This is a genomic window from Pseudomonas sp. PF05 (genome assembly GCF_056521845.1).
The window spans coordinates 148,301-160,976 of the sequence record NZ_JBWLPW010000013.1 but is presented as its reverse complement, the minus strand read 5'-3'; the positions used below and the strand labels follow the sequence as shown (position 1 = coordinate 160,976).

Here is a 12,676-nt window from a genome sequence, read left to right as displayed (position 1 = left end):
TCTCATGCACTGACAAATACTGACCAACCCATTAGGCTGCCGGAAATACTTCTGGTCATGGAATATCCGATGCCCTCTGTTTATCGCCTGGCGTTGCCAGCATTGTGCCTGTCGCTGATCCTGCCAAGTGCCTTTTCTGTGCAGGCCAGCGAAACGGCACCCGCCGCGCAGCAACCTGCCGAGGAAAAACCCGTCGAGCGCCAACCCTTGCTCGAGCGTAGCCAGGAAGAAGCGATCGCACTTGAGCGAACGATCCCACTTCAGGAACAACAACAGTTGCAGACCGGCAGCGATACCTTCCTGGCGCTGTGGAAACCGGCCAATACCAGCGACCCCAAGGGCGCAGTCATCATAGTCCCCGGCGCCGGCGAAACAGCTGACTGGCCTCAAGCTATCGGCCCGTTGCGTAAAAAATTGCCCGATGTTGAATGGAGCAGCCTGAGTATCACCCTGCCGGACCTGCAAAGCGACGTCATTGCACCGCGCGTGATGGAAACACCTCCCGAAACCAAGCCGGCCGACACCGCTGCGGCAGCACCGGATGCCACCACCGCGGCGCCGATCGAACAGGTCGCGGGCGGCGAAGCAGATGCGGCAGATCCAATCGTTCCCCAAACTGATGAAGAACACGCCAAGGCCGATGCCGAGCGCATCTTCGCCCGTATCGATGCAGCGCTGGCCTACGCCGAACAACAAAGCGCGCGCCGCATCGTGCTGCTGGGCCATGGCACTGGCGCCTATTGGGTAGCGCGTTACTTGAGTGAAAAACAACCCTCGCAAGTCGAACGCTTCGTGATGGTGGCCGCCCAGACCCCGGTCACCGCCAAGCCGGCCCTGGCCGAACTGACCTCGACCTTGAAACTGGCGACCGCCGACATTTTCTACATGGACAAGCCGCTGGATCGCAACGCGGCGCTGGAGCGCTTGCAAGCGAGCAAACGCTTGAAAGGCTCGACCTTCAGCCAAGTGTCCCTCAAGGCCCTGCCGAACCCGGCGGCGGAGCAGGAGCAACTGTTCCGTCGGGTTCGGGGTTGGTTGAGTCCGCAGAAAGCCGGGGAGTAAGGCTGACTATGGCCCCACCCACCGTGGTGGGGGAGCTTGCTCCCATTGGACCACGCTGTAGGAGCTGCCGAGCGAAGCGAGGCTGCGATCTTTCCAAGGCCAGTTGAGTCTCAGGCGAAATATCAAGATCGCAGCCTTCGGCAGCGCCTACCGCAGGCCAGCGGGCTACCGAAAATCCCGCCGCTCGCGAATCAGTCGATAGGCATTGTGCAGCTCCCGGGTTCTGTCGGTGGCCTCACGCACCTGCAAGGGCGTTGCCCCGCTACCGGCAATCTTGTCCGGATGATGACGACTGAGCAGACGCCGGTAAGCACGCTTGATCTGTGACGGTTCGCTGGTGGCCGAAACACCCAACAAGCGCAAGGCTTCCTGATAGGTCACGCCGCTGTTGGGCCGCGACAGTTTCTGCGGTTCGTAATCAGCCGCCAGCGCTTGGACCTGTTGCGGCGTCCAGCCCAGCCACCGGCCCCACTGCGCCACCAGTTCTCGCTCGTTGACACCGGCACGCCCATCGGCCCAGACCATCCGCCAACACGCGCGCAATACCCCTTCAGCCGCATGAGGCTGGACGGCCAGGCGCCGCATATAACCGCGCAAGCGATCATTTGCGGACTTGCCCCGGTTGAACGCCGCGATCGCCCGGCGCTGCGCCGACTCGCTCAAGTCCAGCGCACGCATTTCCTGGCGAGCCTGCTGGATGTGGCCATCGACCACACGCCCATCACTTTTCGCCAACCGCCCCAGCAATACAAACAACAACTCATCGTTGCGTAACGCCGGGCGCCCACCCAGGCGCTCACGTACCTGCGCCCAGCCCTGCAGGTTCAGGCGCCGATCCAGCGCCTGTCCCAACAACGCCCCAAGCATGGCCCCCGGGATGCTGGCTATGGCAAAGCCAGCCCCGGCTCCAATCAGAGTCCCTGGCCACCACATATCAACCGCTCGCTTCTATCAAGGTTTCGACCTGCGCCAAACGTTCATGGGTGCCGACATCGACCCAATGCCCTTTGAGGTGCTCGCCACTGACGCGTCCCTCGGCCATGGCCGCGCGCAACAGCGGTGCGAGCTTGAACGCACCGGCCGAGCAACCGTCGAACAAGCGCGGGTGCAGGACGGCGATGCCGCTATAGGTCAGGTTGTCGGCAGGTGCGCGCCTATCGTGAACCTTTCCGTCGGCCAGGACGAAATCGCCGTCCGGGTGATGCTCGGGATTATCGACGAGCACCAGGTGCGCCAGCCCCTCGATCGGCCGGCGCAACGCGCTGAAATCGTAGTCGGTCCAGACATCGCCGTTCACCACCACAAACGCTTCATCGCCCAGCAGCGGCAAGGCCCTGAAGATTCCGCCGCCGGTCTCCAGCGGCTCGCCTTCGGGGGAAAACCGAATGCTCACGCCAAACCGCGAACCATCCCCCAGGTGATCTTCGATCTGCTGACCGAGCCAGGCGTGATTGATCACGATCTCGGTGAAGCCGGCCCTGGCCAGCGCCCGCAAGTGGTATTCGATCAAGGGAACACCCCCCACGCGAATCAACGGCTTTGGCGTGGTCAGGGTCAAGGGCCGCATGCGTTCGCCCTTGCCTGCCGCCAGGATCATCGCCTTCATGCCGTTGCTCCGGCCGATTGCCGCAGGCTGCCCAGCAATTCACCGAGCGGTGCCAGTTCCGGACGACGGGCAATGACCGCTTCTATATAGGCAAAGAAGCGCGGCACATCGCCGAGGTAGCGTGGCTTGCCATCACGATGGCAAATGCGCGCGAAGATCCCGATGACCTTGAGATGGCGCTGCACGCCCATCAAGTCGCTGGCCCGCAGGAAGTCCTCAAGGTCCGGCTGGACGGGAATGCCAAGGGCGCCGGCCTGCTGCCAGTAATTCTCCAGCCAGCCGCGCACGCGCGCCTCGGGCCAACTGAGGAAGGCGTCCTTGAACAGACAGGTCACGTCGTAGGTGACGGGGCCATAGACCGCATCCTGAAAATCCAGCACACCGGGGTTCGGCACGCTGAGCATCAGGTTGCGCGGCATGTAGTCGCGGTGCACCAGCACTTTGGGCTGGGCCAGGGCGCTGTCGATCAGCAATTCGCTGGCCTGCTGCCAGAGTTGCTGCTGGGCCGAATCCAATTCGATACCCAGCTCGCGCTTGACGTACCACTCGGGGAACAATTCCAGCTCCCGGCGCAGCAACGCGACATCGTAGCTCGGCAACGGCGCAACCATCGGCAGTTGCTGGAAAGCCAGCAAGGCTTGCAGGGCATCGCGGAATAAATCGTCGGCATTTTCGCCGTTGATCACGTCCAGATAGGTCTGGTTGCCCAAGTCATTGAGCAAAAGAAAGCCGCGATCGAGGTCTTCGGCATAAATTTTTGGCACGTTAATGCCGGATTTCGCCAGCAAAAAAGCAATATCCACGAAGGGTTTGCAGTTTTCCTGGGGCGGCGGCGCATCCATTACGATCAAACTGCGACCCTCGCCTTCCCAGCGGAAATAACGCCGGAAACTCGCGTCACTGCTGGCGGCGGTCAACGTGGCCGGGGGTACGACTCCCCAGCCCTGTTGAGTAAAAAGGATAGGCAGTTGTTCATCGAGCCAAACTTTCAGGTGTTGCAAGCGTACATCTTGGTCGGGCATTGCAAGGGTCTCCGACGGCGCTAGCCGTCAAGCGGGTCATGCTTTATTATCCAGCATCTTGTGCGACACGCGTAGCGTGCCTCCAGCTTCGCGATGAGGAGTCATCGTGAAGGGTTCTTGCAAAGGAACCAACAGCCCGGCAGCCAATTCGGGAAACAAAACCGCCCAAGGAGTCCTTCGCTTAAAAAGACTCGTTGTCGCTGCGGCGCAATAGCGAACCCAAAACCACTTAGCACTCGGAAGCGTGGTTATGGTCCGGATTTCGGACTGGGAGTGCTTACTTCATCACATCGGCCCCATGGCCTTACTCTGACGGGAAGAATCCCCGCAGGGGTTCCTCCTTCTGCAAATAGGGGGAACATCACCCAGACAAGCCGTTTTCCTACGGTCCTTGTCCATTTCAACTGGAGACATGAGCGAAAGTTCTGTCTGTCATTGTCCAACTGTTGCAGTCACTGAACAGTAGCGGACTCGTTGTGCGACCAACGATAGCCTAGGAAGACATGCGTCACTGGTAACGGTGGGGTATGAAGCTCTTCCGACAATGTAGCCCCCGTCAGGGCGTGATCTTGCTGCGAGGCAAGTCATGGATGCTCGGAGCAGTACCGGGTTGAGGCGCTAGGCTGGCTGGCAAGGGCAACGTAAGTGAACTGCTGATAAACGCCGTAAGGATAACCATGCCCAAACTGCTGTCAGGCATGAACCAAAAGGTACGAGGCCAGATATTCCTGTGGGATGTGGGAATACGTCGCTGCACAAGCCTCCGGCGAAAAGGCAGGTCCTAAACCAGTCGTGTGACAGTCAGGGAACGTGGTAAGCCCGTATGGCTGCCTTCGGGCAGGCAAACCGCAAGGTGAACTGTTGGCTGTGCGGGTATGGGATCGCAGAGAAAGCGAACGCCGGGCTGTAATGGTTCGGATAGGGATTGGAACATTATCCCACGGGAAACCGGGCAGACTTCTGCGTGGTCTTTCGTCGCATGAATGCTGATTGAGCCTGTTTCAATGAACTTCGAGGTCCAGAAATACCGGACCTTCCAATAGTCCAACCCTGACGGGAGCGCCCCTCCTCATCAGGGGATGCGTACGTCTTTTGCTCAGGGTCATCTGAGAGGAAGGCAGCATGATAGAACACAGCCAAATGGCCGTGTCTGCGCCTTCCGACGTTCCGCAGCAATGGCACGACATCGACTGGTGTCGCGTTCAGCGGAACGTTCGGGCAATGCAGATACGGATTGCGAAGGCTTGTCGGGAAGGCAACTGGCGCAGGGTGAAAGCCTTGCAACGGATGCTGACCCGCTCACGCTCGGCCAGATACTTGGCCGTACGGCGAGTCACTGAAAACCAGGGTAAGCGCACGGCGGGAGTCGACCGCGTGCTCTGGGATACACCGGATGCCAAATGGAAAGCGGCAGATGGATTGAAGCGCCACGGGTATAAACCTCGGCCGCTACGGCGAGTGTTTATCCCAAAGTCGAATGGAAAGGAGCGCCCTTTGGGCATCCCGACCATGACTGACAGGGCAATGCAGGCGTTGTACTTGCTTGCTCTGGCGCCCATCGCAGAAACCACGGGTGATCCCAATAGCTACGGCTTCAGGATCGAACGCTCGACGGCGGATGCGATGGGGCAGTTGTTCGTTTGCCTGTCCAAGAGGCTATCGGCCAAATGGGTTTTGGAAGCGGACATCAAGGGCTGCTTTGACCATATCAACCACGACTGGCTGATCCACCACGTCCCTACGGACAAAATGGTTCTTCGCAAATGGTTGAAAGCAGGCGTGATCCATAAAGGCCAGCTTCAGGCAACGGATGCCGGTACACCTCAAGGCGGGATTATCTCGCCGACCTTGGCAAATATGGTGCTGGATGGCCTGGAAACACAGCTCAAGCGATATCTGGGCGTGACACGGGCCAAGAAGCTGAAAATCAATGTAGTGCGATATGCGGACGATTTTGTGATCACTGGCGAATCGAAAGAGGTGCTCGATAGCGAAGTCAAACCTTGGGTGGAGCAGTTCCTCGCGGTGCGCGGATTGCAGTTATCCCCTGAGAAAACCCATGTCGTCCATATAGATGAAGGCTTTGACTTTCTGGGTTGGAATTTCCGCAAGTACGGCGGGAAGCTTCTGATCAAGCCGAGCAAGAAAAACGTGAAAGCGTTCTATCGCAAGGCCAAGGAGGTCATCAGCACCAACAAAGCGGTGACGCAAGAGGATCTGATCCGATTGCTGAACCCGATGCTGCGAGGCTGGGCGTTCTATCACCAGCCAGTAGTCGCCAAGAAGGCGTACAGCCGCATGGACTTTCAAATATTCCAAGCGCTATGGCGCTGGGCAAAACGGCGACACCCGAACAAAAACCTCGACTGGATCAGGAAGAAGTATTTCCAACTCATCGAGGGTCGAAACTGGGTGTTCTGCACCACGTTACTGACAGAGACTGGGGACAAAGAGGAGATCAGGCTATACACCCTTGAGGCTACGCCGATCGAGAGGCACAGAAAAATCAGCGGGGAGTACAACCCGTTCGATCCTTCGATGGAGGAAATGGGCGAGAAACTGCGGATGTCCCGGATGCTCGGGAAGCTGAAATACCGTAAACAAGTATCAAACCTGTTTCAATCGCAAAAAGGTCTGTGTTTACTGTGCAAGAACCCGATAATCAGGGAGACGGGGTGGCACGACCACCACATCATTTATCGCTCACAAGGCGGTGGTGACTCGCTAAGCAACCGGGTACTATTGCATCCCATTTGCCACCAGCAGCTTCATGCTCGTGGGCTAACAGTGAACAAACCGGCTCCCGATTTCGGGGGTTAAGTAGAGACTTGAGCCGTATGCGCTGAAAGGCGCACGTACGGTTTTTAGGGGGGAGCAGGCCAGAAATGGTCTGCTCCTACCCAACTTTCAGACCATCGAGAGGCGTGCGGCCCACACCGCGGGCAGATGGCACGCAGGAAGCCCGGACTAATAAGATGGCATTGAAATCCCCCGCGTTTCGTAAAAAATTTCCGTTGCTGGTCACCGGCAGTCTGCTGGCCCTGCAACCCCTGGCCTCTTCATTCGTCGTCGCGGCGCAGCAGTATGACTGCTCCGTCTCCGCTTCGGGTGCCTGGGACTGTGCGCCCAAGACACCGGCCGCCGCGTTGCCGCCGCGTCCCGTGCATGACGGCAGCGCGGTTTCCGACAGCGGCGCAACTGCAGCCGACAGCAGCTCGGGCGAGGAAGCCGGCGAAAAGCCGATGCTCGTTACCGAAGCCAAGGGCCGTGGCCTGAAGTCGCGCAGTGCAGACTACAGTCACCTGGATTGGGTTCCACGAGAGAACCTCACCCCCGCGCAATTGGCTGAAACCGGGCCTTACTGCGCGGGTGCCTATATCGAGCCGACCCGTCCTGGCATGAACGACAAGACGGCCAAGAGCGACGCCCCCACCTTCCTCGGCGCCAAGGCTTCACGCTATCAACAGGAAGAACAGGTGGCGACCCTGGCCGGTGACGTGGTCATGCGCCAGGGCAGCATGCAGGTCGAGGCCGACGAGGCCAACCTGTACCAGGCCGAGAACCGTGGCGAGCTGAGCGGCAACGTGCGGGTTCGCGACAACGGGGCGCTGATCGTCGGCGATCACGCCGATGTACAGCTGGACACCGGCGAAGCCAAGGTCGACAACGCCGAATACGTGATGCACAAGTCGCGCATCCGCGGTAACGCGCTGTACGCCAAGCGCGCCGAGAACGCGATCATCCGCCTCAAGGACGGCACGTACACCACGTGTGAACCGAACAGCAACGCCTGGACCCTCAAGGGCAACAACATCACCCTGAACCCAGCCACCGGCTTCGGTACCGCGACCAACGTGACGCTTCGGGTCAAGGACATTCCAGTCCTGTACACGCCTTATATTTACTTCCCGATCGACGACCGTCGCCAGTCCGGCTTCCTGCCACCAACCATCGGCAGCGGCAGCGATACCGGCTTCCTGCTGGTCACGCCGTACTACTTCAACCTGGCGCCGAACTACGATGCCACGTTGTACCCGCGCTACATGAGCAAGCGTGGCCTGTTGATGGAAGGCGAGTTCCGCTACCTGACCAAGTCCAGCGAAGGTCAGTTCGGCGCGGCGTATCTCAACGACGAAGAAGACGAACGCGCCAAGCAGTCCGACTACAGCAAGACCCGCTACATGTACAACTGGCAGCACAAGGGCGGCCTCGACTCGCGCGTGCTGACGGAAGTCGACTACACCAAGATCAGCGACCCTTACTACTTCCAGGATTTGCAGACCGACCAGATCGGTGTCGAGTCCAGGGATTATGTAAACCAGCAAGGGGCCGTCAGCTATCGAGGGGACAACTACGTTGCCCGCTTGAATGCCCAGGCTTACCAGATGGCGACGATTTCCAAGGTCACGCCCTATGATCGTTTGCCGCAGATCACCTTCAACGGTGCGTTGCCACAGCATCCATATGGCCTGGATTTCGCTTACCAAACAGAACTGGTCCGATTTGATCGAAACTTGAGAAATGGCCTGTATAGCAACGACGAAGGCGTTACATCGCCGTGGCTGGACAACAACATCCGCGGCCTTGCGCGAGCGAACGGCAATCGCCTGAATTTGGCGCCGGTCATGAGCTTGCCGATGGAGGCGAGCTACGGCTACATCAAGCCATCCTTGAAATACCAGTACACCCAGTATGACCTGGATCTGGATGGCAGAGGCAAATCGCAAATTGCGGCACAGAGCGCCGAGGCCGATCGCCTGCGCGGCACCTATAGCAGCAGCCAGAGCCGTGGCGTTCCAATAGCCAGCATCGACAGCGGCTTGTATTTTGACCGCGATACCCAATGGTTCGGCACCAACTATCGCCAGACCCTGGAACCACGCCTGTTCTACCTCTACGTACCGGAGAAGGATCAGAGCGATATCCCGGTCTTCGATACCAGTGAATCGACCTTCAGCTATTCCTCGCTGTTCCGGGACAACCGCTTTACCGGCTCCGACCGTGTCGGCGACGAAAACAAGCTGTCCCTGGGCGTAACCAGCCGCTGGATCGAAGAAAACGGTTTCGAACGCCAGCGTATCAGCGTCGGCCAGGCCCTGTACTTCAAGGATCGCGAAGTTCAGTTGCCAGGCATCGACTTCAAGACACGTGAGGACGCCAAGTCGGACGTTTCCCCGTACGCACTGGAATACGAGTACCGCTGGAACCGCGATTGGCGCACCACCGCCAACTACAACTGGGACCCGGATACCCACAGCCCCCGTTCGGGCAGCGCGATGTTTCACTACCAGCCGGAAGACAACCCGAACAAGGTCATCAACGCTGGCTATCGCTATCGCAACGACCTGGTCCGCTACGATGAAACCACTGGCCAGTGGCAAGTGGGCGGTGGCGACTACGGCACCCCGGGTACTCCTGGCTACGTGAAGGACTACTACAAAATCAAGCAGCACGACTTCTCGGTCATCTGGCCGATCGTGCCGCAGTGGAACGTAATCAGCCGCTGGCAGTATGACTACAACCGCAACCGCACCCTGGAAGCCTTCGGTGGTTTCGAATATGACAACTGCTGCTGGAAACTGCGCCTGATCAACCGTTACTGGGTCGACTATGAAGAATTCAGTCAAGCCGCCCCGGAAAACGAAAAAGGCGACCACGGCGTCTTCCTCCAAATTGTTCTGAAGGGACTCGGCGGCCTGACTGGCGCCAAGGTAGAGAGCTTCCTCGACAAAGGCATCCAAGGTTATCGTGAACGTGAAGACCAAGCTTTCTGATTGTCTGCGCCCGCTGATGCTGGGCGCGCTGTTCCTGGGTACTGCGGCCAACGCCGCGGTACAGCCCATCGATAAAGTGGTGGCCATCGTCGACAACGACGTGGTCATGCAGAGCCAGCTGGACCAGCGCGTCCATGAAGTGCAGCAAACCATCGCCAAGCGCGGTGGTGGCCTGCCGCCGCCAGGCGTGCTGGACCAGCAAGTGCTCGAACGCCTGATCGTCGAAAACCTGCAGTTGCAGATCGGCGAACGTTCCGGCATTCGCATCACCGATGAAGAACTGAACCAGGCCGTTGGCACCATTGCCCAGCGCAATAACATGAGCGTCGACCAGTTCCGTGCCGCCCTGGCTCGCGACGGCCTCTCCTACGAGGACGCCCGCGATCAGATCCGCCGCGAAATGATCATCAGCCGTGTGCGCCAACGCCGTGTAGCCGAACGCATCCAGGTGTCAGAGCAGGAAGTGAAGAACTTCCTCGCCTCTGACCTGGGCAAGATGCAGCTTTCCGAAGAACTGCACCTGGCGAACATCCTGATTCCTACCCCGGAAAGCGCCAACTCCGAAGCGATCCAGAGCGCTTATCGACAGGCGATGGATGTCTACCAACAGCTCAAGCAAGGCGCTGATTTCGGTCAGATGGCCATTGCCAAGTCGGGCAGCGACAACGCCTTGGAAGGCGGCGACATGGGCTGGCGCAAACCCGCTCAACTGCCGCCTCCGTTCGACCGCGAACTGAGCGCCATGGCCGTGGGCGACATCACCCAGCCAGCGCGCACGCCAGGCGGCTTCATCATCCTGAAAGTGCTGGAAAAACGCGGTGGCGGAACCCAGGTGCGTGACGAAGTGCATGTTCGCCACATCCTGATCAAGCCCAGCGAGATTCGCAGCGAAGCCGAGACCAAGCGCCTGGCGGAGAAACTCTACGATCGCATCGAAGCGGGCGAAGACTTCGCCGAACTGGCCAAGAGTTTCTCGGAAGACCCGGGCTCGGCCCTCAACGGCGGCGACCTGAACTGGGTCGACCCCAATGCATTGGTTCCTGAATTCCGCCAGGTCATGGCCAACACGCCGCAAGGCCAGCTGTCCAAGCCGTTCAAGAGCCCTTATGGCTGGCACGTGCTGGAAGTCCTTGGCCGCCGCGCCACCGACAGTACCACCCAGGCTCGTGAACAGCAGGCGATGACGGTCTTGCGCAACCGCAAATACGACGAAGAGCTGCAAACCTGGCTGCGGCAGATTCGCGACGAAGCCTACGTTGAAATCAAACTTCCTGGTGCAGACCAGGCAGCGCAGTGAAACCCAAGCGTTTTGCGCTGACACCCGGCGAACCAGCCGGCATCGGTCCCGACCTGTGCCTGCTGCTCGCCTCGCAAGCCCAGCCATATCCCCTGATTGCCATCACCAGTCGCGACCTGCTCCTTGAGCGGGCCGCGCAACTGGGGGTGGTCGTCAAGCTGTTGCCCGTGACACCGCAGGCCTGGCCGGATGTCCCGGCACCCGCCAATAGCCTGTATGTCTGGGATACGCCCCTGGGCGCTCCGGTCGTCACAGGGCATCTGGACAAGGCCAACGCCGCATTCGTCCTCGAGACCCTGACCCGCGCCGGCCAGGGCTGCCTGGACGGCGCGTTCGCCGGCATGATCACTGCCCCCGTGCACAAAGGCGTGATCAACGAATCCGGGATTGCCTTTTCCGGGCACACCGAATTCCTGGCTGAGCTGACCCACACCCCGCAAGTGGTGATGATGCTCGCCACCCGAGGCTTGCGCGTGGCCCTGGTGACCACTCACCTGCCCTTGCGGGACATCGCCGACGCCATCACCGCACAACGCCTGGAGCGGGTCACGCGCATCCTGCACGCCGACCTGCAGGAAAAATTCGGCATCGCCCGGCCACGCCTCCTCGTCTGCGGGCTCAATCCCCATGCCGGCGAAGGCGGACACCTGGGCCGTGAAGAAATCGACATCATCGAACCCACCTTGGAGCGCTTGCGCAGCGAGGGCATGGACCTGCGTGGCCCGCTGCCTGCCGACACTCTGTTTACCCCAAAATATCTGGAGCACTGCGACGCGGTGCTGGCGATGTACCACGACCAGGGCCTGCCCGTGCTGAAGTACAAAGGCTTTGGCGCGGCGGTCAACGTGACGCTGGGCCTGCCGATCATCCGCACCTCCGTGGACCATGGCACCGCCCTGGATCTGGCCGGCAGCGGCAAGATCGATACCGGCAGCCTGCAAGTCGCCCTGGAAACCGCCTACCAGATGGCCGAGACCCATTTATGACCGAGCAATACCAACACCGCGCGCGCAAGCGTTTCGGCCAGAACTTCCTGCATGACGCCGGCGTGATCGATCGCATCCTGCGTTCCATCCGGGCCAAGCCCGACGACCGCCTGCTGGAAATCGGCCCGGGCCAGGGCGCCCTGACCGAGGGCCTGCTCAACAGCGGCGCGCAACTGGACGTGGTGGAACTGGACAAGGACCTGGTCCCGATCCTTAACCAGCAGTTCGCCGGCAGGAGCAATTTCAACCTGCACCAGGGCGACGCGCTGAAGTTCGACTTCAATAGCCTGAACGCCGCGCCGAACAGCCTGCGGGTAGTGGGCAACCTGCCGTACAACATCTCCACGCCGCTGATCTTCCACCTGCTGAGCAACGCCGGCCTGATCCGCGACATGCACTTCATGCTGCAAAAAGAAGTGGTCGAGCGCCTCGCCGCCGGCCCGGGCGGGGGTGACTGGGGCCGCCTGTCGATCATGGTCCAGTACCATTGCCGGGTCGAGCACCTGTTCAACGTAGGCCCGGGGGCCTTCAACCCGCCGCCCAAAGTCGATTCGGCTATCGTCCGCCTGGTACCCCACGCCGTCCTGCCGCACCCGGCCAAGGATCATCGCCTGCTGGAACGTGTGGTGCGCGAAGCGTTCAACCAGCGCCGCAAAACCTTGCGCAACACCTTGAAACTGCTGCTCAGCAGCGCCGAAATCGAAGCCGCCGGCGTCGATGGCAGCCTGCGCCCAGAGCAGTTGGACCTGGCAGCGTTCGTGCGCCTGGCCGACAAACTCAGTGAACAGGTCGCCCCGCAAGTCGACGCCAACTGAACGAGTGACGATCGCTATCGGGCAGTACGCCAGTCTGGTCTACTACCCGATACTTGGCCTAGACTGATCCCTTGAGTCGCGCCCGCGTCCCGCTTCGCTTTTAAGGCCTTTTTG

9 protein-coding genes are annotated in these 12,676 nt (G+C 60.1%); 6 read left to right on the top strand and 3 right to left on the bottom strand.

The window, feature by feature from the left end:
* Positions 1-69: 69 nt before the first annotated feature.
* The gene (locus AC09SL_RS21255) at positions 70-1,062 is read left to right on the top strand and encodes an alpha/beta hydrolase family protein (protein ID WP_058542838.1); all 993 of its coding nucleotides are present in this window, start codon (positions 70-72) and stop codon (positions 1,060-1,062) included.
* 165 nt (positions 1,063-1,227) lie between these two features.
* Here the strand turns inward: AC09SL_RS21255 and AC09SL_RS21250 are convergent, their stop codons facing one another.
* Genes AC09SL_RS21250 through AC09SL_RS21240 form a run of 3 tightly spaced genes read right to left on the bottom strand, consistent with a single transcriptional unit; the run spans position 1,228 to position 3,690 of the window.
* Positions 1,228-1,995, bottom strand: a complete 768-nt coding sequence (locus AC09SL_RS21250; protein WP_058542839.1) for a TerB family tellurite resistance protein — start codon at positions 1,993-1,995, stop codon at positions 1,228-1,230.
* 1 nt (position 1,996) lies between these two features.
* Entirely contained in the window at positions 1,997-2,668 is a 672-nt protein-coding gene (murU, locus tag AC09SL_RS21245) for an N-acetylmuramate alpha-1-phosphate uridylyltransferase MurU (RefSeq protein WP_058542840.1), read from the bottom strand.
* Positions 2,665-3,690 (bottom strand): aminoglycoside phosphotransferase family protein, encoded by a 1,026-nt coding sequence (locus tag AC09SL_RS21240; protein ID WP_058542841.1) that lies wholly within the window; start codon positions 3,688-3,690, stop codon positions 2,665-2,667. Before AC09SL_RS21240 ends, murU begins: the two co-directional genes overlap by 4 nt.
* Positions 3,691-4,812: 1,122 nt before the next feature.
* On the opposite strand from AC09SL_RS21240, the gene ltrA reads away from it, so the two are divergent.
* From ltrA to rsmA, 5 genes are all read left to right on the top strand, one after another.
* The gene (gene ltrA, locus AC09SL_RS21235) at positions 4,813-6,510 is read left to right on the top strand and encodes a group II intron reverse transcriptase/maturase (RefSeq protein ID WP_058542842.1); all 1,698 of its coding nucleotides are present in this window, start codon (positions 4,813-4,815) and stop codon (positions 6,508-6,510) included.
* A 155-nt stretch (positions 6,511-6,665) separates the two neighbouring features.
* A complete protein-coding gene (locus tag AC09SL_RS21230; protein WP_058542843.1) occupies positions 6,666-9,464 on the top strand; it encodes an LPS-assembly protein LptD in 2,799 nt (932 codons plus the stop codon).
* The gene (gene surA / locus AC09SL_RS21225) at positions 9,445-10,761 is read left to right on the top strand and encodes a peptidylprolyl isomerase SurA (RefSeq protein ID WP_153389002.1); all 1,317 of its coding nucleotides are present in this window, start codon (positions 9,445-9,447) and stop codon (positions 10,759-10,761) included. Before AC09SL_RS21230 ends, surA begins: the two co-directional genes overlap by 20 nt.
* Entirely contained in the window at positions 10,758-11,747 is a 990-nt protein-coding gene (pdxA, locus tag AC09SL_RS21220; RefSeq protein WP_058542844.1) for a 4-hydroxythreonine-4-phosphate dehydrogenase PdxA, read from the top strand. The genes surA and pdxA overlap by 4 nt, the downstream gene beginning before the upstream one ends.
* The gene (gene rsmA / locus AC09SL_RS21215) at positions 11,744-12,562 is read left to right on the top strand and encodes a 16S rRNA (adenine(1518)-N(6)/adenine(1519)-N(6))-dimethyltransferase RsmA (RefSeq protein ID WP_058542845.1); all 819 of its coding nucleotides are present in this window, start codon (positions 11,744-11,746) and stop codon (positions 12,560-12,562) included. The genes pdxA and rsmA overlap by 4 nt, the downstream gene beginning before the upstream one ends.
* The last annotated feature ends 114 nt before the right edge of the window (positions 12,563-12,676 follow it).